Below are 26,175 nucleotides of genomic sequence, written 5' to 3'. Positions count from 1 at the left end.
CACTTTAAAAAAGTGGGTAAAAGCTGTTACTTTTGTCACCTTTTAGCTGTATCTTTCAGCCAGCCAGTAAATTATATAGGTATGACTGAAGAGCTATTTAATTACCAAACATATCATTAATTAATAATAACTAAAACGATGAGAAAACTATTTTTAATATTAGCAATTTTCCTTACTGTTGCCGGAGTAAAGGCTGACGAGGGAATGTGGCTATTAAAAGAACTCAACAGGCAGAGTGCTGCCCGCATGAAAGAGTTGGGATTTAAGTTCCCTATTGATAGCATATACAGTGAGACTAACCCTTCGCTGAAAGATGCTGTAGTTATTTTTGGTAGAGGCTGTACCGGAGTATCGGTATCTCGTCAAGGGTTGATATTCACCAACCATCACTGCGGATACGATGCAATACAAAAGCTTAGTTCTGTAGATCATGATTATTTGAAAGACGGTTTTGTAAGCCAGTCATTTCAGGAAGAATTACCAGCAGAAGGTTTGACTGTTGCTTTCTTACAAAAGACCGAAGACATTACAGATTTTGTAACCTCCACACTATTATCTACTGACAGCGAGAATGTACGTGAAGAAAAAATAGACTCTTTGTCGCAAGTATATCTTGAAAAGTATAAAGACAATAAGTTTCTTAGAGCGCAAGTAATACCTTTTTATACACACAACAAATACTATGTTGTTGTATACGAAGTATTCAGAGACGTAAGACTTGTATTTACTCCTCCATCTTCTGTAGGAAAATTTGGTGGTGAAACAGACAACTGGATGTGGCCTCGCCATACCGGCGACTTCTCTGTATTCCGCGTTTATGCTAACAAAGACAATGGTGCAGCAGAATATAGTGCAGATAATGTACCTTACAAACCTAAATATTCAGTTCCTGTTTCTCTAAAGGGCTACAAAGAGAACGACTATGCCATGACGATTGGATATCCGGGAAGTACCGAACGCTATATGACATCGTGGGGTATCAACCAAATGGTAGAATCGGAACATAAACCTCGGATTGAAGTTCGCGGAGCAAAACAGGATATCTGGAGAAAAGATATGAACGCAAGCGATGCTATTCGTATCAAATACGCCTCTAAATATGCAGGAAGCTCCAATTACTGGAAAAATGCTATGGGGATGAACGAAGCTATTGCTAAACTTGGCGTTATAAAAGATAAAGAACAACTTGAGGCTAGATTTGCGCAATGGGCTGCTTCAAAACCTGCATTGCAAGCAAAATACGGGGATGCTCTTACGCTAGTGAAAGAAGGCTATACTGAAACAATGGAAACATCTAGAATTCAGACATATCTGTACGAAACATTCTTCAATGGGATTGAAATTATCCGCTATGCAAATACGGCACTCCTTGTAAATAGAATGGATCCTGACAAAAATAAAGGTGAAGAATTCACAAAGCGTTTAGCTCCGCTTTATAAAGATTATGAGCCGGCTCTCGATCGTAAAGTAATGCCTGCATTACTAAAAATATATGCCGAAAGAGTTCCTGCTGAATACTTGCCTTCGGTATATACAAAGATTGCAAATGAATTTGGTGGAGACTATGATAAATTTGCCGAGTGGTTCTACAACAATACTAAATTTACCAATCTGGAAGCTGCTACAGCTCTAATAAGCAGTGAAGATCAGGAGGCAATCAATAATGACCCTGCAATTTCATTCGCTCAATCTTTAGAACCATGTTTAAACCTATTACGTCAGGCATCTGCACCTTATTATCCTCAGATAGATAAAGGCAGCCGTTTGTTTATGGCGGGATTAATGGAAATGGAGCCGAATAAAGCTTTCTACCCGGATGCTAACTTCACTCAACGTTTGAGCTATGGCTCTGTGGGCGGATATAAGCCTGCCGATGCGGTTACTTACGACTATTATTCAACATCTCAAGGTGTACTGAATAAACAAGTTCCTAACGATCCAGAGTTCGGTGTGCAACAATATATATTGGACGATTTGGCAAGTAAAGATTTTGGACAATATGCAAACAAAGCTGATGGAAAAATGTATGTAAACTTCTTGTCGAACAACGATATTACAGGAGGTAACTCAGGTAGCCCTGTATTTAATGGAAACGCAGAACTAATCGGACTTGCTTTTGATGGCAACTGGGAATCGTTGAGCGGTGACATCTTGTTTGAACCAGAGTTGCAACGTACAATCAGTGTAGACATACGTTACGTACTTTATATAATAGATAAGGTAATGAACTGCCCTCGTCTTATCAACGAGCTGAAAGTGGCAAAATAAAAATATAAGAGTATAAGGAAAACAAAGGCTTGTGATAGTAAAATCACAAGCCTTTGTATTTATAAGTGGCAGGTTGTTAGTTGTTTATTGTGTGATTTATATCGCTTTTTATTAATACTCATATTTTTTTAGAACTAAATTATCATTCTTTAAATGTTAAATATCTGATAAAGGATAGGGTTTTCATTTTTTGAACGATCATAATAGTACAACCGGTTTTATTAATCATCATTAAAAACAATATAGCCATGAGAACTAAATGTTTAAAATTGATACAAACTGTATTTACAGTCCTTATAATTTGGAGTGTAGCACTTCCAACTTATTCGGCCAAAGATCCGGGATATATTACAATAACCGGAGTAGTGAAGGATATAAAGTCAAAGAAGACTCTTGAATATGTGAGTATATCTGTTCCCGGAACAGGTATCGGTACGATATCGAATGCTGATGGTGGATTTACCATTAAGGTCAGAGATTCCCTGAACGTTAAAACAATAGAAGTTTCCCACATAGGCTACTTCAATCAGCGGGTACCTCTATTGGATCAGGATATGAGTAATATTACGATCTTCCTTACACGTAACGAGAACAAATTGAAAGAGGTCGTTGTCGAATCTACTGATCCGTTGCAATTGGTGGAAAAAGCTATCGATAAGATAGGTGATAACAATAGTTTGATGACAAATCTTTTAACCGGATTTTATCGTGAAACTATACAGAAAAGACGAAGCTATATAAATATCTCCGAAGCTGTTATAGATATCTACAAGACCCCATACACTCAATCGGATGCAGGAGATAGGGTACAAGTGTTGAAGGGCAGGAAACTGCTCAGTCCAAAACCCGGCGATACTCTGCTTGTTAAATTTGTAGGAGGTCCCAACTTGTCTACTTACCTGGATATTGTGAAGAATAGGGATATAATGTTAGATAAAGCTTCTCTTCATTACTACAAGTACAAGATGGAGAACAGTGTAATGATAAACGAACGTCTTCATTATGTGATAAGTTTTGAGCCTCAGGTTGTCATGCCTTACGCCCTGTTTTATGGTAACTTGTACATTGATCAGGAAACATTAGCTTTTTCACGGGCAGAGTTTAATTTGAGTATGGACGACCGCAATAAAGTTACACAGGCCATTCTTCGTAAAAAACCATTCAGATTGCATTTCAAACCTGAAGAGGTAGCCTATTTGGTTACTTATAAGCAGCAGAATGGAAAAAGCTATCTGAATTATGTTCGTAACGAAGTTCGCTTCAAATGTGATTATAAACGCAGGCTGTTCTCTACCAACTATACAATTATATCAGAGATGGTTGTTACCGACAGGCAAGAAAATAATATAGCTAAAATTCCCGCTAGAGAAGCATTTAACGACAGATATTCGTTATCAGACAAAGTGAGTAACTTCTATGATGCCAACTTCTGGGAGGGCTATAACATTATAGAACCTACAGAGTCGCTTGAATCGGCAGTAAATAAATTAAAGAAACAACAAAGTAACTGATAAATTCGTTATGATTTATTATATTTGGTCTTACTTGTGATTGTACTTATTATGCTGAACGATGTACTTATATTCAAGAAGATAAAGGATGGTGATATAGAAACCTTCGAACAGGTTTTTCGCCAGTACTATCTGCCTTTATACATGTACTCGTTTGGCATAATTGGTCGTAAAGATGCAGCTGAAGAGATTGTTCAGGAATTATTTTATGTATTGTGGCGCGACCGAGAGGCATTGAATATTGTCCGTTCGATGAAGAGCTATTTGTATGGGGCAGTACGTAACCAGTCGCTTCAATATTTCGAACATCAGTACGTAAAAGAACGTCACCGCGAAAATGTATTAAGCAGGAAGCTTGAAGCATCGGAAACGACAGCGCAAGAACAGATTGAATATAAAGAACTTCAGAATATTATAAATCGTACACTGGAACAGTTACCTGAACGACGACTACGCATTTTCAGAATGCATCGGATGGAAGGTCGTAAATATAAAGAAATTGCGCAATTGCTTTCTGTGTCAATAAAAACGGTAGAGGCAGAAATGACAAAAGCATATCAGATATTAAGACAGGAAATAGAAAAATATACACACGCATCATGAATTTGAAAGAAACAAATAATAAGATTACAGATCAGGCTTGGGATCGCCTTTATATGCGGCTCGATCGGGACGGATTGCTGCCGGAGAATAAAGTAGCGAAAAAGGCAAGCATACGTACATCTTTGGTAAGATGGGGGGCTGTGGCTGCAATTTTATGTATTTGTGCCATTTCAGTATTCGTTATATGGGGACAAAAGACCAGCCATAAGGAAATGTTGACAATAAATAACGAAAAGGATGCTCCAACTCTGATCTCTACTTTAGAAGATGGATCGATAGTATATCTTTCAGATCAAGCATCTTTGCAGTATCCGAATCGTTTTTCGGATGATAAACGAGAGGTCGTTTTAGAGGGAAATGCTTTTTTTGATATCAGTCGAAATCCAAGTAAACCATTTGTCATTGAAACTCAGCAAACGATTATTGAGGTATTGGGCACTTCATTTAATGTGAAGAGTGAAAATAAAAATTCATTTTCTTTATCAGTACGGCGTGGAGAAGTAAGAGTCACTTCAAAATTGAACGGGCAGATAGTAAATGTAAGGGCAGGAGAAACAGCCTTTTTGGAATCTGATAATCTACATAAGGTTAAAACCACAGATGTTTCACAGTTTGAATCGTACCTCAAAAGGGTTCATTTTAAAGATCAGCGATTGTCGGATATTGTGAGGGTTATAAATATGAACTCCGATGCAGAGCAGCTAACAGTGTCACCCGAACTGCAAGATCGTTTACTGACAGTTACCTTTTCGGGTGATACTCCATACACAATGGCTGAACTGATTTGTCTGGCTCTTAATTTGCAGTTTAAACAGCAAGATAATGTGATATTTATATCACAAAAATAATATATAACCGCCATGAAATATACGGCTGAAAATACCTTTCATCGTATTCTTGTATCGTTATTGCTAATGATGGTAGCAGTGATCTTACAGGCAGATGATGGCGCAGTGCTAAATCGGAAGATACAATTACCAAAAAGTAAAGAGAGTGTATATAAACTGCTGAGGCAAGTATCCGACAAGTCGGGTTATTTATTTATCTATGATAGCCAGATAATAGACAATGATAAGAAGGTTAAGATTGCAAAAGGCGAATATACATTGCGGGAAGCCATATATGCGATCACCGGGAATAATCAACTAAAGATTTCTGTTGTAGGAAATCATATTTTATTACAAGTTACAGATCGGATAAAGACACATGCCGTAATCTCCATAGAAAAGGTAGATAGTGTAGAGAAAAAGTTCTTTACTTTTAGTGGTGCAATATACGACCAGATAACGGATGAGCCTTTGGCTTATAGCGCAGTAGGAATCAGCAACTCAACAATAGGAACGATTTCTAATCAGGATGGAGAATTCAAATTGATATTGCCTGATTCTCTTCGTCACTCCAAGGTAAAGTTTACTCATGTAGGTTACGAAAGTCAGGAAGTGGAAGTAGGACTATTGGCCGGACAGCATATTCGTTTTGCCCTCGAGCCCAGAATAATACCATTACAGGAAGTCGTAATTAGAGTAGTTGAGCCTCAAGAAGAGATTAACCGTATGCTGGAGAATCGTAAGAATAACTACTCAACCTCGCCTGTTTATCTTACAACCTTCTACAGAGAGGGTATAGACCATAAAAAAAATAATATAGATGTAACAGAGGCGGTACTTAAAATCTATAAGACCGGCTATGATGTAAATGCAAATCTTGATCAGGTAAAACTTATAAAGATGCGCCGTATTAAGAGTATTCAGGAAAGTGATACAATCTTTACAAAAATGAAATCCGGTATTAATTCTTGTCTGATATTGGATTTGGTGAAGAACTTACCTGATTTTTTGAAGCCTGAAGAGCAAAATAAATATGAGTATGGGCATACAGATATTACAGTTGTAGATGGCAGAAGGGTGAATATTATTTCATTCTGTCAGAAAGAATATATCGATGAACCTTTGTTTAAAGGACAATTGTTTATTGACGCAGAGAATTATGCTTTGATAGAAGCGCATTTCGAGGTCAATCCCAAGTTTGTACAACAGGCTACAGATCTTTATGTTCAAAGGAAGAATAAGGATATCCGGCTAACATTACAACAGGCTCGGTACAATGTCTCGTATAAATTATCCAATGATGGTATTTATTATGTGAACCATATTCGTGGAGACCTCGAATTTAAGATGAAAAGAAAGCGAAAGCTTTTTAGCACTCCATTATATCTGTGGTTCGAAATGGTAAACTGTATGGTAGATACAACGGATGTAAATGCATTTGCCCGAAAGGAAAGAATACCTACTCAAAACATATTCTCAGATACTAAGTATCAGTATGACAGAAATTTTTGGGGTAACTTTAATGTAATATTGCCGGAAGAAAAGCTAAAAGAATTAATAATAAATAATTTAAGCGAGGTTTCCGAAGATCAGATTATAAAATAAGCCGATATAATTATCGGCTTACTTTCTATATTTGCGACTTATTTTCTTAAAGTCAAAATATCTTTGATTACATCAGCAGTAATGTTATGACACTCTCCGAGTTTCCATCCACGGTTTCCTAATCGCTCAGCTACTTTATTTATAGCCTCATCGCCCAATCCGTAGTCAGACAGATGAGTTTTTACACCCATCGATTCGAAGAAGTTTTCTACTGCTTTAATTGTTCTATTTATTGCATCGCTTCCTTGGATGCCAAACACCTCTTTTCCAAGACGAGTGATCTTTCTGCCTTTCTGATCTTTTAGCACTGTCATTACTCCCGGCAATACAATGGCAAGAGTTTGAGCATGATCAAGTCCATAGAAAGCTGTAAGTTCATGTCCGATCATGTGAGTAGCCCAGTCTTCGGGCACACCGCAGGCAATCCAGCCATTCAGTGCCCACGTTGAAGCCCACATCAGATTGGCACGAACGTCATAGTTGCTAGGTTCTTTCAGTGCTTTAGGTCCTTCTTCTACCAATGTTTTTACAATAGCTTCAGCCATATTATCTTGCAGCAAAGAATCTCCTTCGTTATATGTCAGGTATTGCTCCATTACATGTACAAAAGCATCTACAACTCCATTCCCTGTTTGGCGGGGAGGTAATGAATATGTTACAGTCGGATCAAGTACAGAAAACTTAGGGTAGGTGAGGGGAGAACCAAATGTAAGTTTTTCTTGAGTTTCGGCACGGGTTATTACAGCTCCGCTATTCATTTCTGATCCTGTAGCAGGCAATGTAATAATGTCTCCAAAAGGCATAGCTTTCTTTACTTTGCTACCTTTAGACAGTATCTGCCACGGATCACCCTCTTCGAAATAGACTGCGGCAGAAATAAACTTTGTAGCGTCAAGAACCGATCCGCCACCTACGGATAATATAAAATCGATACCCTTTTCTTTGATTACAGCGACAGCCTTCATGCAGGTTTCATAGTGTGGATTTGGTTCTATCCCTCCAAATTCATGCCATTCGTAACCGCTTAGAGCTTTTACAGCCTGATCGTACACTCCGTTTTTCTTTATACTGCCTCCTCCGTAAGTCATTAACACTTTACTGCCTTGAGGTATTTCGTTCGTAATCTCTTTGATCATTCCTTCCCCGAATATAATCTTTACGGGATTTGCTAATGAAAAATTTTCCATAATCTCTTCGTTTTTGATTGATAGTAAAGTTATATTATTTAACCTTATATGATTGAATTCAATTTATTAAATAAGCTAAAATTCGATTAATAGTTTTGCGTTTACTTGGCGTCCGGTCAGATAATTTGGTACGGCATATTGATGATTGTAAATATCTGTAATCCAGTAATACGTATTTGTATTTTGCATGTCGAATATATTAAAGATATCTATTCCTAGCCAGATGTTTTTTAGGGCTTTACATAGCGAGTTTGTGTTGCGTATAGCAAAATCTTCGCCTAGTATTTGCCATGAAAAACCGATGTCAACACGCTTATATGCAGGTGTGCGAAAATATCCGTTTTCATACCCTTTGTATGGTGCAGATACGGGTAAGCCTTGCGACCACAGACCTCTAAGGCTCATTTTTAGGCGTTCATATCCCGGCATATAGTCCTGATAGAATAATGCAAAGTTGAAACGTTGATCTGTAGGCAGAGGAACTTTTACCCCGTCTATTTCCTGTTGCGTTTTCATTATTCCCAGACTAATCCAGCTATCTACACCCGGAATAAATTCTCCGTACAGCTTCATGTCCATCCCTAGAGCAAAGCCTTTTGAACTATTTTCTCCTGAATAACGTATTTTTACATTGTTTACTGTATATGGAATCAGATCAGATAATTTCTTATAGTATATTTCTCCTGATAACTTCAGAGGTGGAGAGTTGTGTTCGCCCCCGCCTCCAAAATAATAATCACTTCCTAGTACGACATGAATCGATTTTTGTGATTTAATATCTTTATTCAGCTCGATAACATTGTTCCCATCTACATTTATTACTTTTTGGAATTCTTTGTAAAAAGGAGCCTGATAATAAATGCCTCCCGCTAGTCGTATCGAGAAGTTTTCGATTCCGCTTGGTACAAAAGCTATAGCTCCACGTGGGCTTACTATCAGTTCTTCATTGAAAGTCCAATAGCTCGCTCTGACTCCGGCATTTATAATAAATAAGCCATTGTCTGTATTGAGTTTATAAGTGTCTTGTATATATCCGGAGAAACGAGAAGGCTTGATTTTGTTATCTGCTTTCAGATTCGAATATAGATTGACATCTATTCCTGTATTTGGTAGAGAGTAACCCGCAGAATCTCTCATTTCCCACTCTTTGATCTTATCTCTTACATTTTCTTGTTGATAAGTGAGCCCCCATTTCAAGAGGTTACTTCCTATCTTAAAGTCTCCGAAATGACTGATTGTATATACTTCCGATTTCACCTCATTGCGTGCATGTTCAATATAGCGTCCTATCCCCAGCAGAGAAGATTCGTCAAAGGTTTCATTTCCCTCTACTATGTTCTGTTCCTCCAATATATAATTGCCTTCTATATCATAACGTTCTCTTTCGTCAGAAGAGAATGTAGAGCCGGTAATACCTATATTTATATTTTCATTTATTCTGCCTTTCAGCGTCAATACTGCTTGGTAAGTAATAAACCTGTCCTTTTCCCATCCATCAAAATATACGGTAAAGTTTCGAGGCATGGTAAGTGTACCAAAACTAGTACTGCGTGTCTTGGGCGTATATTCATAAGTATTGTGCGAATAGTTTCCCAGCATACTAACTTCCCATTTGGGCGACAAGTCGTACGTTATATATGTTTGAGCATCAATAAATGAAGGGTCGTATTCGGCTTTAGTATCGGTAGAGCTCAGTAAGGACTGAGTTGTTTTATAACGAATTCCCGTAATCTGCGAGAATTTTCCTGTCGAATTACCGATATGGACACTTCCCCCTAGAAGTCCGGCAGAGGCAGACGCTTCAAACTCTTTTGGTTTTTTATATGTAATATCAAGCACTGATGACATCTTGTCTCCATACTCTGCACTATATCCTCCGGCAGAAAAACCGACGGTTTGCACCATGTCAGGATTTATAAAACTTAACCCTTCCTGCTGAGCTGAACGCACTAAGAGAGGGCGATAAATCTCATTCCCATTAACGTATACGATATTTTCATCAAAGTTCCCTCCACGTACAGAGTATTGCGAACTCAGTTCGTTTGTAGAGCTTACTCCCCCCATCGTTGCGAGGAGAGATTCTATACTTCCCCAAGGATTTGAAGCTCGTCTGGTTGCTAAGTAGTCGACTCGTTCAATAACTGTGGTAACGGTTTGTTGTCCTTCTATAGTAATGGCTCCTAAGATATTATTATCTTCTTTTAAGGTAATATTCAGTACCAAGTCACTTGTAGGTTTAGGTATTATATATTGGTGACGCTGATAGCCTATCAAAGAGAATATGATCTTAATCGAATCTTTAGGTTGTATAGATAATGCATATTCGCCTCTCTCATTTGTTATTACTTCGTTGCGGCTATTGATCTCCGAAATAGAAACGTGTTCCAACAATTTTCCTTGTTGATTAGTAACTTTTCCTGTGATTTTTATTTGCTGTGAATAAGCAAGAGATGTTATAAATATGAGAAGTAATAATATGTTTTTCTTGATCATACGGTCAGTTTTGTGTACACAAATTTAGGTATATATTTTCTGTGTACCAATATATTGATAATTATAAAACCCCATTTGTCTAAATTTGATTTTCTGGGTTATTATAAATCGAACTCAGAAGTCCTAATTTATAATGTTAGATGTAGAAAATGGTAAAATCCGGAGGATCTTACCATTTTCAAGTTTTGTAAAGTTTGTTAATTCAATGAGAATGTTCTCAGTTAAAGCTAGGAAGCTGTTTAGTCTGATTTAGCATCTGCTACAAAAATATATGAATAGATTTAATAAACTGTCAGTATTTATAATTTCTGACCACATGTTTTATAAATCCTATTTTTAATGATCATATTGTATGTGTTAAGATGTTTGTTTATAGATGTTTGAAGGTGTTGTGAGAATGTTGCGGGTTTATAATTAACGGCTTGCATGTTCTTATCTCGGTGACTACAAGGGCATAAAACCTAACGGATATTATTTGTTGAAAACTGATGCGTATTTTTGTGGTAAAGGCAGGCTATTTATAGTAACTTTACAAATTGTGAAAAAGCAAAGATTGAGATATGAATAATTTTGTACACTTACATGTTCACTCCCAATATTCACTGCTTGATGGTCAGGCTAGTATTCAAAAGCTAGTAGATAAGGCGGTTGGTGATGGAATGAAAGCCATTGCTTTGACCGATCATGGCGCAATGTTTGGGATAAAAGAGTTTTTCAATTACGTAAAAAAGAAAAATTCGAAATATGATGCTGCTATTAAGGAACTAAAAACTGAGATAAAGAAATTAGAGGCAGATAAAGAATCAGACAACTCGATTCAGATAGGAGATTTAAAAACCAAAATAAAGGAAGAAGAGGCTAAGAAGTTTAAGCCCATTATAGGTTGCGAATGTTATGTTGCACGTCGAAGCAGACATCTGAAGGAAGGCAAGCCGGATATGAGTGGTTGGCACTTGGTGGTTTTGGCCAAAAATCTTACCGGGTATAAAAACCTTATCAAAATGATTTCGTACGGATGGACAGAAGGTTATTATATGCGTCCCCGTATCGACAAAGAATTGCTCGAAAAATATCATGAAGGACTTATTATCTCTACAGCATGTCTTGGAGGTGAAGTGTCTAAAAAGATTATGTCCGATGATATAGAAGAGGCCGAAAAAACTGTTCAATGGTTTAAAAATCTCTTTGGTGAAGATTATTATCTCGAGTTGCAGAGACATAAGACAAACCGTCCCGATGCAAATGCAGAAGCATATCCTTTACAAGAAAAGGTAAATAAAGAACTGCTTCGTATTGGTGAGAAGTACGGCGTTAAGGTAATCGCAACAAATGACGTTCACTTTGTAGATGAGGAGGATGCCGATGCACACGACCGACTGATTTGCTTGAGTACAGGAAAGGACTTTGACGATCCTAAACGGATGAGATATACAAAACAGGAATGGTTGAAAACAACAGCAGAGATGAATCAAATCTTTGCAGATCATCCCGAAGTATTGACCAATACGCTTGAGATAGCAAATAAAGTAGAATTTTATTCTATAGATTCGGATGCATTGATGCCTTTCTTTACGATCGATGCCTCATTTGGAACCGAAGAAGGGTATAAAATTATGTATTCCGAAGAAGATCTTATTCTCGAATTCGGAGAAAAAGCATATCACCGTTTGGGAGGGTATGATAAGGTTATTCGGATAAAGCTGGAATCAGACTATCTGCGACACCTTACAGTCATAGGAGCAGATAAACGATATGGAAAAGACCGAAGTCCGGAGATCGTAGAACGGCTCGATTTTGAGTTGAATACGATGAAGACCATGGGGTTTCCGGGATACTTCCTCATTGTTCAGGACTTTATTGCTGCCGCACGCAGTATGGGGGTTGCTGTAGGTCCGGGACGTGGTTCGGCTGCGGGTTCGGCAGTAGCTTATTGTTTGGGTATAACAGATATAGACCCTATTAAATATGACCTCCTGTTTGAGCGTTTCTTGAATCCCGACCGTATATCGATGCCCGATATAGATATCGACTTTGATGATGATGGGCGAGGCAAAGTATTGAAGTGGGTAACAGATAAATATGGTCAAGAACGTGTGGCACATATTATCACATATGGAACTATGGCGACAAAGTCGGCTATAAAAGACGTTGCTCGTGTACAAAAACTGCCTTTATCAGAATCTAATCGTTTGGCAAAGTTTGTTCCTGATCGTATTCCTGATAAGAAAAAAGTCACACTACGAGATGCGATAGAATATGTTCCCGAGCTGAAAGAAGCAGCAAACAGCTACGATCCGATAATGCGCGATACAATAAAATATGCGCAGATGCTAGAGGGAAATGTCCGCAATACAGGTGTACATGCATGTGGTATCATTATCGGGCAGCAGGATATTTCAGATATTGTACCCGTTAGTACGGCGGAAGATAAAGAGACCGGAGAAAATATCTTGGTTACTCAGTATGAAGGTACTGTTATTGAAGAAACCGGACTTATCAAAATGGACTTCTTGGGGTTGAAAACCCTTTCGATCATAAAAGAGGCAATTGAAAATATCAAACATACAACAGGTAAAGATATCGATATAGACAGTATATCGTTGGAAGATCCTGTAACATATGAACTCTACAGTCAGGGAAAAACAACAGGTACATTCCAGTTCGAGTCTGCCGGTATGCAGAAATACCTGAAAGAGTTACAGCCATCTAAGTTTGAAGACCTGATTGCGATGAATGCTCTTTATCGACCGGGGCCGATGGATTACATTCCATCATTTATTGCCCGAAAGCATGGAAAGGAAGAGATCAGTTATGATATTCCGATAATGGAGCGTTATCTGAATGATACGTATGGTATTACAGTATATCAGGAACAGGTCATGTTACTTTCTCGTCTATTGGCAGATTTTACACGTGGACAATCCGATGAGCTACGTAAAGCTATGGGTAAAAAGCTTATAGATAAGATGAATGCCCTAAAGGAGAAGTTCATTGCCGGAGGAACAAAGAACGGGCATCAAAAGAAGACACTGGAAAAGATATGGGCCGACTGGGAGAAATTTGCTTCGTATGCATTTAATAAGTCTCATGCGACATGTTATTCTTGGGTTGCATATCAAACGGCTTGGTTGAAGGCAAATTATCCATCCGAATATATGGCTGCGGTTCTCTCTCGGAACTTATCTAATATTACTGAAATTACTAAGTTTATGGATGAGTGTAAAGCCATGAACTTGAATGTTTTTGGACCTGATGTGAATGAATCATACCTTAAGTTCTCGGTAAACAAAGAAGGAGATATTCGCTTTGGTCTAGCAGCCGTTAAAGGTGTAGGGGAGGGGGCTGTAATGAATATCATAGAAGAAAGAAGAAATAATGGTCCGTTCAAAGATATTTTTGATTTTGTAGAGCGTGTGAATCTTAGTGCATGTAATAAGAAGAATATAGAATCTTTAGCTTTGGCCGGAGCTTTTGATAACTTTCCGGGAATGACGCGAGAGCAATTCTTTGGAATGAACGGTAAAGGCGAGACATTTATAGATATGCTTATTCGTTATGGGAATAAGTTTCAGATAGATAAAAATCAAGCTGCAAACTCCCTGTTTGGAGACGATGCTTCGTTTGATATTGCACGTCCCGAGATTCCCAAAGTTGAGAAATGGTCAGATCTGGAACGTTTGAATAAAGAGCGGGAACTGATCGGGATCTATTTATCAGCCCATCCACTTGATGAATACAAGATTATCCTAAATTATGTATGTAATGTAGGTATGTCTGAAATAGAAGATAAAGATGCGTTGAAAAATAAAGAAGTTACCTTTGGGGGGATGGTGAGTGGAATGCGTGAGGGCATCACCAAAAATGGAAAGCCCTATATGATATTGCGTATAGAGGATTTTACCGGTAGTGGAGAGATACCTCTTTTTGGCGATGATTATATCAATTTTAGTAAATATGGCCGTCCCGGTTTATATGTATTTGTAAGGGGGCGTGTGCAAGGGCGTAAGTATGATGCCAATCAGATGGAGCTTAAGATTAACTCAATTAATTTGTTGCCGGACATAAAAGATACCTTGGTGGAGAAGATAACTATTACATTGCCTCTGCATGACATGAATACCCAGATGGTAGAAGAATTATCTACTTTAACTAAAAACAATCCGGGTAATTCATTGTTATATTTTGAAGTAGTAGACGGAGAGCGAAATATGAAAGTAGATTTGTTCTCACGAAGCTATAAAATAAATGTGAAACAGGAACTTATTGATTATCTGGTGGAAAACGAAAGTTTTGTCTTTAAGGTAAATTGAAATTTTTATATCTAAAATAGATTATTTACCTTTGCACAGGAAAAAACAAAATAGACTTAATATATAAAATATATAAACAAATAGACAAAAGTTATGGCTTTAGAAATTACAGATGCAAGTTTTGAGGATGTTCTAAAATCGGACAAGCCTGTCGTTATTGATTTTTGGGCAGAATGGTGTGGCCCATGTCGTATGGTCGGCCCAATTGTTGAAGAATTGGCCGGTGAATATGCCGATAAAGTAACCATTGGTAAAGTAGATGTGGATAACAATGACGAGATTACCTCTAAATATGGTATTCGTAATATCCCTACTATACTTTTTATTAAAAATGGTGAAGTGGTTGATAAACAAGTTGGTGCTGCACAGAAATCTGTTTTAGTAGACAAAATTGAAAATCTATTGAAATAAATTCTGATCTTCATAGAGAACAGTGATGAATTACAGATATTGACAGTAATTTAAATATTGAAGATATAAACAAGAAAGCCGTCTGATATTTTTCAGACGGCTTTCTTTATTTTGAAATTCTAAAAGTCAGCTTTTATTTTTTCGGATTCATAATTACTTCTATATGATTTCCTTGAGATACCAATTGTTTAGTTAAAGCTTTGATATCATCTTTGGATAGAGAGTTCACAAGAGCTAAATAATTTGAATGGTTATCTTCCCCATAGAAATATTTGGAACCTAATATGCCCACCCAATAGCCGTTTTGTTTTTCATCCTCCTGGAATTTCTTTACCATATATTCTTTTACTTTCAGGAAGTCAGTGTCTTCAGGGCCGTTCTCAGCTATCTTATTTATTTCGCGGCTGATAATAGGTGTTATTGAAGCAACTCTTTCAGGATCAGTATCAAAAGACATTTGCAATACACTTTGACCTGCCGGAATACGAGAGATCCAAGAGCGTACCCCAACGCCATAAGTACCGCCGGCTTCTTCTCTTACTGTACGCACGTATACAATATCCAATATTTGCTTAAGCGCAGATAATGCAATTTGATTTTTTTGCTCATAGTTCAGAGTTCCGCTATACATTTCGAATGCAGATGTTTTTGGCGTTTTCATCTCTTGTTCAAAAACATTTTCAACGTGTCCTTTACGTATATTCGAATCTACATTCTTGTATTTGGCATCTTTGTTTCCTGATGGTAGTGCAGCAAGGTATTGTTCTACCAATGGTTTCAGAATAGCTTCGTCCACTGTACCCACAAAGTTGAAAACAAATGAACCCGGATTAGCATATATTTCTTTGTATATTTCAATAATGCGATCGTAGTTCAACTTTTCTGCATCTTCTAACAACATAACTTGCATGCGAGGGTTGTCTCCATACATTGCTTTTGTTTTGTTGATATTCAAGATGAACGAAGGTTCGGAAGTTAAGTTCTTCAGCTGATTTTTGATCAAATCCATAATGTTGGAGTATGCCCCTTCGTCTTTGCGAGGAGCAGTAAAATATAGATAAGTCAACTGAAGCATTGTTTCCAAATCCTTCATGTTTGAAGAACCATTGAAACCTTGTGTATAAGCCGATATGCTATTGTTTACATTTGCAGATTTGCCAGCCAATACTTTCTTGAGATCTGTAGAGCTGAAATTGCCAATACCGCCTACTGATGGAACCATTGAAGCCATATTTGCATTATAGATATCAGCGTCAGGAACGATAGAAGTTCCTCCATAAGCATGAGCAGACATTAGTATCTCGTCATCTTTAAAGTCCGTTTTTTTAATAACTACTTTCATGCCGTTCGATAGTGTCCATATTGTAGTCCCTAGCGTGTTATCGGCTTCAGTCTTTACGATAGATCCCGGTTTTGGTAATTGGCTTACAAGAGGTTCGTTAGATACGGCTTCTTGGTATGCAGTAATATCTTCGGCTTCTACTTTCTTAAATACATTCAATAACTCATCTGTTGTAGGATACACAAGTCCTTCTTTTTCAGGGCCTGTTACGGTAATCACAATATTCTTATCCGCAATCAATTGTTTTACAACAGCGTTAATTGCTTGAGCATTAATAAATGGAGCAAACTTCTTAACGAAATCATATTCGTATTCGATACCCGGTATGCCTTCATCGCCGGTAAAGCTTCTTACATATTCTTGAACGTATCTGTTGTTAAGCTCTTTATTTCTGTTGTTATACATATTTTCATATTGTTCCAATAAAGTAGCTTTCGCTCTTTCTACTTCAGCATCAGTATATCCGAATCTTTTGATGCGTTCATTTTCTCTTATCAGGCTCGCTAAAGTCTCATCAACTTTTCCTTCCTTGCTTAGCGCAATAGTGGTCCATGCATCTTTTGTTTTTGATACGAAGAACTCTCCATCGTATGCGTAGGATGCAGCAAAGGGAGCATCTCCTTTTTGAGATATTTCCTCTAAGCGATCTGATAGCATATTCGAAGCAAGGCTTTTAATGAAGCTAATAATCAGGCCTTCCTGAGTTTGTTTTGTCTCAGCTGGTATTACATCGTGCTTAATATACAGAGTTACTTGAGTTCTTACAGCCTCAGGGTCGGTAATAACAGATACAATTGGTTTATCATTATCCGGAACAGGGAAGTAAACTCTTTCTGCCGGATTTACCGGTTTAGGAATGTCAGACCACATAGCTTTTATCTTGGCCTCTACTTCATCTACATTGATGTCTCCAACAATAACAATGCCCTGCAAATCGGGACGATACCATGTATGGTAGTAATCGCGTAATGTCTGATAAGGGAAATTTTCTACGATTTCCATTTTACCAATGGGCATGCGGTCGGCGTATTTACTTCCTTCGAAAATAACAGGAAGTTGTTTGTCCCATATGCGGTACTGAGCGCCGCTACGGGTACGCCATTCTTCTTTTATAACAAGTCTTTCTTCATCAATTTGCTCATCTTTCAGAGCGATAAATCCAGACCAGTCGTGCAATACCATCAAGCATGAATCAATAATCGCATCGCGTACTACGGGAACGTCATCTAGATTGTATACAGTTTCGTCAAACGAAGTGTATGCATTTACATTTGCACCAAATTTAACACCGATTGACTCCAGATAATTTAACATGGTCTTTTTCCCCGGAAAGTTTTTTGACCCGTTGAAAGCCATGTGTTCAAGAAAGTGGGCTAATCCTGCCTGATTGTCTTCTTCCTGCATAGAACCTACCTTCTGAGCGATATAAAAGTTAGCTCGTTTCTCAGGGTAGGCGTTATGACGGATATAGTATGTAAGTCCGTTTTCTAACTTCCCATATCTAACCTGCGGATCGATAGGTAGTTTTTCCATTGTTTGTGCTTTGACAAGTCCGGCTATGGCTAGTAAAGCGATAAAAATAAAAGACTTCCTCATATTATTAATGTTTAAAGTGTTATTCTATAATTAGTTTAGAAAGTACCGGCTTATGATCGGAGACGAAAGTTCCATTTAAAGTGTCGGGCAAGACTGCATAATCTTGTACCTTTATTTGTTTACTCACAAATATATAATCAATTAGAGGACGTTCGCTTTCAGCTAGTCTACCAAAGTTGTGGAATGTCCAGTCTGTACCTGATGTTTTTAGGGCAACCGTTTTGCTGTCTATCAGGTGATTTGCTTTTGAAGCATCTGTAATATTTTTAATCGCTTCCGATTGCGGAGTATCATTAAAATCTCCTGTAAGTACTATCGGCAGACCTTTTCCCAGCTCTTCAGCTTTCTTTAATAGTAAGTTTCCACCTTCTTTGCGGGCAATCGACCCATCATTATCAAGGTGTGTATTAATAGCAAATATTTCTTTACCTGTAGTTTTTTCTTTTAGTATAGCCCAGGTTGCCACACGTATATATGATGCATCCCAACCTTTAGAACCTGCCACTTCGGGCGTTTCACTTACCCAGAATGTGCCGGACTCTATAGCCGAGAATCTATCTTTTTTATAGAAAATGGGGCTGAATTCTCCCTTGTCTGCACCATCTTCACGTCCTACGCCTATTGCTGTGTATTGCGGCAGGCGTTCTTTCAGGTCATTCATCTGGTTCAACAAAACCTCTTGCATGCCGAGTATATCCACATCATTCATCCGAACCATTTCAGCGGCATTGTCTTTTCTGTATTGCCAGCTGTTAAGACTGTCGCTGGGAACATCCAAACGAATATTGAATGTCATTACATTCAGCTCTAAAGGTTTTGTATTACAGGATGATATGAAAAGTAAAGAGGAAAGTAATAAGTAAATTAATTTTTTCATTTTAAGAACGTTAATTGAATGAAACTATTTATTGGTATTTGAAATTTATGCAAATAAATTATACAATTTGGGTAAGAAAATAATAGCTCCGCAGATGACAGATATTACAGACGATACAAAAACTGCAGCTGCGGCAAGGTCTTTTACTTTTTTTATAACTTCATTCCACTGAGGTGATATATAATCACATATATTCTCGATGGCAGAATTTATTATCTCTAGGCTAAAAACTAACGCTATCAGAATACATATAACAAGCCATTCTGTATTTGATATTTTTAAAAGAAATCCAGCCGTAACTACAACTATTACAATAGCTATATGTATACGGGAATTATGCTCTTCCAAAAATAATACTCTCAAACCGTTTAGTGCATATAAAGCCGATTTAGAACGCTTTTCTAGCGAAAATTTCTCCGAACCTTTTTTGCTCATTTCAGGCAACCCTTAAATTGGAATACATTTGAATCGCTAATTTAGTAACAAAAAAATGATAAAAAGACAGTTCCTGCTTCTTTTTGGTAAATAACTTTTGCTTTTTATTTGTTTCTGATATTCGGTTTCTGTAATTTTGAATAACAAAATCTGAAAAATCTGAAAAATATGAAAAAGTACATATTCTTTTTATTATTGTCTATCGGATTGACTTCTTGTAATTTGAGTTATCAAAACAATCTGGAGAAAATGGGTGATGCTGTAAGGCAGCATATGAGGTACAGGGATGCAGATAATGGGACTATAACCAAGGTGGAATACTTTAAGCCGATATCGTACGAAAAAATAGCCAAAGAAAAACGTCAGAAACCTGATGAGGCTTATCTATTTCGGGTATACATTCAGGGTACATGGTCTTATGACAACAGTTATAGGATATATAATATCAATGACACTGTCAATTGTTATCTGAACGAAGACAAAAAGGTGTTGAGGATGGATGAGAATAAAGAAAACTAAGAAAACTATCTTCAATATATAGAAAATAAGAGGGTGTTTCTTCTTTCATTTTAGAAAGGGAAATTGCCCTCTTTTAATATATCTGCTCGATTATTAAATTATTTCATGTAATTTTGTATTATTATCATATTTAAGATTATCGATGAATACTTTTGGAAATATATTCAGACTTACTTCTTATGGAGAGTCTCATGGTGCTGGTATCGGAGGAGTTATTGATGGTTGCCCTCCCGGGATAACCGTAGATATGGAGTTTATACAAAACGAACTAAATCGCCGTCGCCCGGGACAATCTAAGATAACTACTCCTCGCAAAGAAGCAGATGAAGTAGAGTTCTCATCGGGTATATATGATGGTAAAACTACCGGAGTACCGATAGGATTTCTTATTCGAAATAATAACCAGCATTCGTCAGATTACGACAACCTGAAAGATATTTATCGTCCTTCTCATGCAGACTATACATATTCTCAGAAGTATGGTATACGTGATCACCGTGGAGGAGGCAGGTCGTCGGCCCGCGAAACTATTGCTCGTTGTGTAGGCGGGGCATTAGCTAAGCTTGCGTTGAAACAATTAGGAGTGGAAATATTGGCTTATACTTCGCAAGTAGGACATATAAAGCTCGAAAAACTATACAAGAATTATGATCTGTCGCTTATAGAATCTACGCCTGTACGTTGCCCCGACCCTGAGAAAGCAAAGTTAATGATAGAACTTATAGAAGAGGTTAAGTCGAAAGGGGATACTATTGGCGGCGTTATTTCGTGCGTTATAAAGGGTGCTCCTGTAGGATTAGGAGAGCCTGTATTTAATAAGTTACATGCCGCTTTAGGGAATGCTATGCTTGGCATAAATGCGGTGAAAGGGTTTGAATACGGCGATGGATTTGATGTCAATCACAGAGGATCGGAGGTCAATGATGTATTCTATAACGATAATGGTAAGATAGGAACCAAGACAAACCATTCGGGAGGTATACAAGGTGGAATATCAAACGGACAAGATATTTATTTTCGTGTAGCTTTCAAACCTGTGGCAACAATTTTGATGCATCAGGAGACTGTAAATAAAGATGGAGATAGTACAGATCTTAAGGCTCGTGGACGTCACGACGCTTGTGTTCTACCTCGTGCAGTACCAATTGTTGAGGCTATGGCGGCGATGACTATTTTAGATTATTATCTTTTGAGTTGTACTAATCGTGTTTTCTTGGATAAGCTTTCTTAGGTGATCTCAGCCCTTTGATCAAGTGCTTAGTTGCTAAAATGGGATTGTGAAGTAGCATTCGTGGACCGGAGTATTTCATAATTTCTTTTATTCTTTCTCTCATTTCCGAACTATAGCAGTGAACTTTACAGTTTTGGCATGTAGGTTTATCCTCACCAAATATGCATTTCGTTAACTTTCTTTGTGCGTAATTGTTCAGTTCAGCGCAAGACGAGCATAAAGCATGGCTTGTACCATGTTTATCTTTACAGTACAAGTGAATCATCTTTCCGATGGTCTTTTTTTCAGTAGTATTCATTTGCAAAGAATCTCCTATATAGAAGACAGGTATAATGATTATGATCAAAAATGATCCCTCTATTATTCAAAGTTAAACACAAGTGATATCATTCGTGTTTTTCCCGATGAAATCGCTTGAGTATATTTAATTAAATCTTTATCAGATAAATCTGATCTGTCTTTATTTACAACATCAGTCAGTCCGAATGAAAATTTTAATTCAGGACACAGTTTAAATAGCGGTAAATACAAATTACATCCAACGCCAAACTCCAGACCATAGTCCATCGACTTGAATCGAAGTATATCATTCTTCTTTTGTCCGATATTTAAAGCTGCGTATGCTCCAGCAAGCAGATAGGGTCTGAAATTCCCTGTACGATCTGCGCTAAATTTGAGATAAAGAGGTAGTGTTAAATAATTACTCCTCAAGGCTGATTCATATTCTTTACCGGATGTTTGTTCTTTAAAAACAAAACGCCTTTCCCCGAAATGTAGAGAAGGAGTGGCCCGCAGATTGAAATATTGATTCAAATATCTGTCGGCAATCATACCTACGCTAAATCCTACCGAATAGGAGGGGATTTCCGTAAACCAAGCTTCACCGTTATCTCCCACATAGCCCGAATGTGATATAATAAGGTCTTGTGCTTGGAATCCAACCATAAAGCCCAAATGATACATCTTTTGATCTGCAAAAGGTAGGTTTTGCGGTTTACGAGTCTGTGCCTGCATATTAATACCGAACAGGACAATAAAAGATAGGTATAATAGTATTAATTTTTGCTGTTTCAAAATTCAGTATTTATTTCTAATAACGTATTTGCTGTTAGTTATTGCAAAGTACTTATTTTAATCTAGAAAGCGTAAAAATAGTAATTTCTTCATCTTATTGATGTAAAACAAAAACTATTCATAATGAGTTTATTGCCAGGTAAATAATATTGATCGAGACTTTCGTAAATAGATATAAACAATATAAATATTAATAATATCTAATCCTATCTATTTTAGATACAGAAAAAACTCATTATATTTGCCAAATCAAAGTTAGTAATAATATTAAAAAAACAAAAATCATGGCTTACGTTATTAATGAAGATTGTATTGCTTGCGGTACTTGCATCGATGAATGTCCTGTAAATGCAATATCAGAAGGAGACATCTACAAAATTGATCCAGATGCATGTACTGACTGTGGTACTTGTGCTGATGCTTGTCCAACTGAAGCAATTCATCCTGCTTAATTAGAATTATCAGGATAACAAAATATAAAGGAAGCTTTTTAGCTTCCTTTTTTGTTTTTATAGTAGTTATCATGAGAAGTCTTAGTCCTTTCTGTTTTTTATTGAATGCTTTGTTAGACTATAAAAGTGATTTGTTTGGGAATTGAGGGTGATTGTTATGGAATTATTCCAGATTGAGACTCTATATGATATAAATAATATGATATGAGAACTGTATTGTTGCCATCTATCTTTATGCTTATTTTTATACTAATATCTTGTAAAAAAAATCAAGATCAATCAATGATAGGGAATAGAGAAAAAAATCTATATGTTGGAAGACTCTTAGAATTGAATCTCAAAATCAGGTAATAGTTATTGATAAATATGAGAATTATGGAGTTCGAGATACATGTGACCTTAAAGAGATAAGAATCAATGAATCTGTCATCGAATATGAGCCTATAAATAGAGGACAAGAATATTTTGACATAACAGAACAAGAGAAAGATTCAGTGTTTTATTATATCTACGATATTGTAACAAATCCTGTTTATACAGAACAATTCGCGACCTGCTATGTAGGTAATATTTTTATTGGATTTAGTACAGGGAGTGCAACTCAACTATGTAAATATAATTCCGTTGGCAATTGGACTACAATATCACTTTCAACAGAGAAGTTGTATAATTTATTGAGAAGAAAAACAAAAATTTCAAAGTATTCGATTTCTATCGAATGATGACTGGATGTTTCTTGCATTCTTCAATGCTTGGTTTCTCTGATTATACATTTGCAAGCATTGTAAAATATTCCAAAATCAATATATAAAACAAAAAAGCAACCTCAATTGAGATTGCTTTCTTTTTAGTTGCGGAGACCGGATTCGAACCGATGACCTCCAGGTTATGAGCCTGGCGAGCTACCACTGCTCCACCCCGCGATCTTGTGAGTGCAAAAGTATAGAAATAATTGTAACATTCCAAATAAAAACGGGTAAATAAATAAATTTTTTCTATACTTGTAAGTTACTTATTGATTACAAGGGTGTTAAAAAAGGAAATATTTTACCACGTATAAGTAAGTCCAAAACCTACCATCTCATTATATTGAAAATATCCCCAATCTCCTTTTTTAGTCGGAGGTACACCATCGTCATAGCGCAGGTAGAAATAAATAGACGTTGATAAAAATCTATTTAGGTTCATTGTGTATTTATTCTCACATTCAAATAGTATTTTCTCATAGTTTGTAAAATACATAATTCGACTTGTGAATTTGTTATATCGGTTAAATGAATATGATATATCTGCCTTAACTGTAGATCCTAAATCCAGTTTACTTTTCTTCCCTTCATCTACTCCATATCTCGACTTGTCCACCATTGTATCAGCTACTAAAGTGTAGTTAATAGAGGCTGGAGATAGTTCTAACGACAAGTTTAATCGCTTGTATTTATCTTTAGGTGATATGTTTTCTGTAGTGTATCGCATACCAATACCCGAATTGACAACTAAAGGAGAAAATAAAGATCTTACTCTCGATTCACTGTTTACAGGATAACCTCTGAATATTGGTGTTTCTATCTTTAAGTTGACATTGTATGACCATTTTTTAAATGCAGTTATTCCAAAAAGACTACTGTTTCTTACATAATCTTCAATGATACTAATTTTATGGAATTTGTCGGCAGGTGTTCTCTGGACATTTAAACGCCATTCGAAAGTGTTTTCAAAACTAGTCTTGTTTTTCTTATACTTTACATTCAGCTTGTGATAATTTATTATGCTAAAGTTGCTATTCCCTCCATTGTACCAATTGTCTGAAAGCTCATTCTGATTTATCTGCAATGAATGTTCTCCTGTTTTGATCCAATACACCGGTTTTATTCGTATTTTCTCTACTTCCGGTTTATTGATGCCTATCGGATCATCAGTTGTAAGTAAATCTTGGAATATACTCTTTTTCTCGACTATAGTCTCCTTTAAGAGAGGAATGTCTTTAAAATGAAATACATTCAATTTAACCCTTTGAGGATTATTCATGTAGTACTGTCTTCTTTCAGCCTCTATCTCCTTAACCCGTGCAAGTTTAGGCGCAAAAGTACTATCCGGAGATATCAAATGAAACTCGCTTGTAGTATCATTTTCTGATTTTTTTGATAAGAAGTCCATATCTGATGGTAATATCTTACCATCAAAAACAACAGGTAAGAATACCGGATCAAAAATCACCGTATCTCTAAATGATACATGATCATCAAATGGCATCCAATCATTTTTTAGAATAAGCAGTCCTTTTTCATCTCTTAGAGGTTGCAGATTACTCGCATTTAATCCATTTGCATAAGCAGAGTCGATTCTTAACGGAGCCGAAAATCCTTTGGTTGTATCTCGTGTTGAAATCTTCTTGAGTTGCCTGTCTATATTTGTTATATCTTTCAAAATACTATCTTTCTGTTGCCTTACAAGACCTGTATTCTGTGCATTTACAGATGTAGAAAATATAAACAAACATATAATAAAACAGAGGTAGACTTTATTTACTCTCATTTTACTTATCTTTTTCAGAGAAAGTTATCCTTAATAATTTTCATTTTATAAGATGCAAATTTAGTAATTAAATCCTATATTTAATGCTTTATTATCCCGGGAGATAATAAAAAGATTCAATTTAGTGAATTAATTGTTAAATAGTTAACCCTATTATATAATTATGGACTTAATGTGTTTAAGCCCATAATTATCAAATATTTAAATATTTACCACATCAATACAATGTAAAAAGTTTTATCTTTATCAGGACGATATTCGGTCTTGAAATCTGAATATGTCAGATAAAATCCGACTCCACCCGGATAAAAGTCGTAATCAGCAGTCTCTGTCCATAACAATTCACCCTTATCATCTTTTCCCCCTAGATGTAGAACATAAGGAAGTCCATTTTTGACGCCTTTGGCGGTTTCAATATATCCAATAACAGCACCCTCTTTATAAATGAAGTTACTTAATTCATTTAGGGGTTTGTTTACAAAGAAATGAGAATTGAGCTCCCCTGGATCTCCTACTAATTTCCACTCATTGGGTTTTATCGTAAATGATGTTACGTACCAATTTGTACCATAACCATCCTTTCCATCGATACCATCTTTCCCATTCAGTCCACTTTGTCCGGAAGGACCCATTGGTCCGGAAGGTCCTTCACATGATGAGAATAAAGAAAATGTAATAGCTACGATTAACAATAAAAATAAATTCTTCATAATAACATAATTTTAAATATAAATAATGCTTTAACGTCTGCTTCTTTCTTGTTCTTGCCTTTCTTGCGCCTCTCGTTGACGGCGAGACTCTGTTTCTCTTCTTTCTTGTTCTTGCCTTTCTTGCGCCTCTCGTTGACGGCGAGACTCTGTTTCTCTTCGTTCTTGTTCTTGTCTTTCTTGAGCTTCCCTTTG

At 36.7% G+C, this 26,175-nt stretch carries 19 protein-coding genes and 1 tRNA gene; 10 read left to right on the top strand and 10 right to left on the bottom strand.

Going from position 1 to position 26,175, the window contains the following annotated elements; all coding sequences use genetic code 11:
• Positions 1–138 precede the first annotated feature (138 nt).
• The 5 genes from B3P17_RS10180 (at position 139) to B3P17_RS10160 (ending at position 6,814) form a co-directional block, all read left to right on the top strand.
• Entirely contained in the window at positions 139–2,268 is a 2,130-nt protein-coding gene (locus B3P17_RS10180) for a S46 family peptidase (protein WP_252638089.1), read from the top strand.
• Between the two features lie 248 nt (positions 2,269–2,516).
• On the top strand, positions 2,517–3,779 hold the full coding sequence (locus B3P17_RS10175; protein WP_252638088.1) for a carboxypeptidase-like regulatory domain-containing protein: 1,263 nt from the start codon (positions 2,517–2,519) through the stop codon (positions 3,777–3,779).
• Positions 3,780–3,830: 51 nt separating this feature from the next.
• Positions 3,831–4,382, top strand: coding sequence for an RNA polymerase sigma-70 factor (locus B3P17_RS10170; protein WP_252638087.1), 552 nt, complete (start codon positions 3,831–3,833; stop codon positions 4,380–4,382).
• Positions 4,379–5,230, top strand: a complete 852-nt coding sequence (locus tag B3P17_RS10165) for a FecR family protein (protein WP_252638086.1) — start codon at positions 4,379–4,381, stop codon at positions 5,228–5,230. The genes B3P17_RS10170 and B3P17_RS10165 overlap by 4 nt, the downstream gene beginning before the upstream one ends.
• A gap of 12 nt (positions 5,231–5,242) precedes the next feature.
• Complete coding sequence (locus B3P17_RS10160) at positions 5,243–6,814, top strand: carboxypeptidase-like regulatory domain-containing protein (RefSeq protein ID WP_252638085.1); 1,572 nt, start codon at positions 5,243–5,245, stop codon at positions 6,812–6,814.
• 38 nt (positions 6,815–6,852) lie between these two features.
• Here the strand turns inward: B3P17_RS10160 and B3P17_RS10155 are convergent, their stop codons facing one another.
• The gene (locus B3P17_RS10155; protein WP_291105358.1) at positions 6,853–8,001 is read right to left on the bottom strand and encodes an iron-containing alcohol dehydrogenase; all 1,149 of its coding nucleotides are present in this window, start codon (positions 7,999–8,001) and stop codon (positions 6,853–6,855) included.
• A 75-nt stretch (positions 8,002–8,076) separates the two neighbouring features.
• A complete protein-coding gene (locus tag B3P17_RS10150; protein ID WP_252638083.1) occupies positions 8,077–10,494 on the bottom strand; it encodes a TonB-dependent receptor in 2,418 nt (805 codons plus the stop codon).
• A 560-nt stretch (positions 10,495–11,054) separates the two neighbouring features.
• Between B3P17_RS10150 and dnaE the strand changes: the two genes are divergently transcribed.
• Both dnaE and trxA read left to right on the top strand, forming a co-directional pair.
• Entirely contained in the window at positions 11,055–14,804 is a 3,750-nt protein-coding gene (dnaE, locus tag B3P17_RS10145; protein ID WP_252638082.1) for a DNA polymerase III subunit alpha, read from the top strand.
• A gap of 93 nt (positions 14,805–14,897) precedes the next feature.
• Entirely contained in the window at positions 14,898–15,215 is a 318-nt protein-coding gene (gene trxA, locus B3P17_RS10140; protein ID WP_135105233.1) for a thioredoxin, read from the top strand.
• A 133-nt stretch (positions 15,216–15,348) separates the two neighbouring features.
• Here the strand turns inward: trxA and B3P17_RS10135 are convergent, their stop codons facing one another.
• From B3P17_RS10135 to B3P17_RS10125, 3 genes are read right to left on the bottom strand one after another with little or no spacing between them, the layout of a single operon-like run.
• Entirely contained in the window at positions 15,349–18,153 is a 2,805-nt protein-coding gene (locus B3P17_RS10135) for a M16 family metallopeptidase (protein WP_291105355.1), read from the bottom strand.
• Between the two features lie 19 nt (positions 18,154–18,172).
• The gene (locus B3P17_RS10130) at positions 18,173–19,030 is read right to left on the bottom strand and encodes an endonuclease/exonuclease/phosphatase family protein (protein WP_252638080.1); all 858 of its coding nucleotides are present in this window, start codon (positions 19,028–19,030) and stop codon (positions 18,173–18,175) included.
• Between the two features lie 45 nt (positions 19,031–19,075).
• Positions 19,076–19,465, bottom strand: a complete 390-nt coding sequence (locus B3P17_RS10125) for a diacylglycerol kinase family protein (RefSeq protein ID WP_252638079.1) — start codon at positions 19,463–19,465, stop codon at positions 19,076–19,078.
• 168 nt (positions 19,466–19,633) lie between these two features.
• On the opposite strand from B3P17_RS10125, the gene B3P17_RS10120 reads away from it, so the two are divergent.
• Together B3P17_RS10120 and aroC are read left to right on the top strand one after the other, a co-directional pair.
• A complete protein-coding gene (locus B3P17_RS10120) occupies positions 19,634–19,984 on the top strand; it encodes a hypothetical protein (RefSeq protein WP_252638078.1) in 351 nt (116 codons plus the stop codon).
• A gap of 142 nt (positions 19,985–20,126) precedes the next feature.
• Positions 20,127–21,215, top strand: a complete 1,089-nt coding sequence (aroC, locus tag B3P17_RS10115) for a chorismate synthase (RefSeq protein ID WP_291105351.1) — start codon at positions 20,127–20,129, stop codon at positions 21,213–21,215.
• Here the strand turns inward: aroC and B3P17_RS10110 are convergent.
• Both B3P17_RS10110 and B3P17_RS10105 read right to left on the bottom strand, forming a co-directional pair.
• The gene (locus B3P17_RS10110) at positions 21,184–21,513 is read right to left on the bottom strand and encodes a nitrous oxide-stimulated promoter family protein (protein ID WP_289781692.1); all 330 of its coding nucleotides are present in this window, start codon (positions 21,511–21,513) and stop codon (positions 21,184–21,186) included. The two genes, aroC and B3P17_RS10110, sit on opposite strands and share 32 nt — an antisense overlap.
• A gap of 62 nt (positions 21,514–21,575) precedes the next feature.
• On the bottom strand, positions 21,576–22,229 hold the full coding sequence (locus B3P17_RS10105) for a porin family protein (protein ID WP_252638184.1): 654 nt from the start codon (positions 22,227–22,229) through the stop codon (positions 21,576–21,578).
• A 344-nt stretch (positions 22,230–22,573) separates the two neighbouring features.
• On the opposite strand from B3P17_RS10105, the gene B3P17_RS10100 reads away from it, so the two are divergent.
• Entirely contained in the window at positions 22,574–22,741 is a 168-nt protein-coding gene (locus tag B3P17_RS10100) for a DUF362 domain-containing protein (RefSeq protein ID WP_006842812.1), read from the top strand.
• Between the two features lie 851 nt (positions 22,742–23,592).
• Here B3P17_RS10100 and B3P17_RS10095 read toward each other — a convergent pair.
• The 3 genes from B3P17_RS10095 to B3P17_RS10085 form a co-directional block, all read right to left on the bottom strand.
• Positions 23,593–23,664: transfer RNA gene (locus B3P17_RS10095), tRNA-Met, on the bottom strand.
• Between the two features lie 124 nt (positions 23,665–23,788).
• A complete protein-coding gene (locus B3P17_RS10090) occupies positions 23,789–25,273 on the bottom strand; it encodes a DUF3078 domain-containing protein (protein ID WP_291105348.1) in 1,485 nt (494 codons plus the stop codon).
• Between the two features lie 209 nt (positions 25,274–25,482).
• Positions 25,483–25,983 (bottom strand): hypothetical protein, encoded by a 501-nt coding sequence (locus B3P17_RS10085; RefSeq protein WP_291105346.1) that lies wholly within the window; start codon positions 25,981–25,983, stop codon positions 25,483–25,485.
• Between the last annotated feature and the right edge of the window lie 192 nt (positions 25,984–26,175).

Origin of the sequence: Dysgonomonas sp. UBA7630 (genome assembly GCF_002483985.1) — a bacterium.
Taxonomy (GTDB): domain Bacteria; phylum Bacteroidota; class Bacteroidia; order Bacteroidales; family Dysgonomonadaceae; genus Dysgonomonas.
The sequence above is the reverse complement of the archived record's forward strand: the minus strand, read 5'-3'. Positions and strand labels throughout refer to the sequence as shown.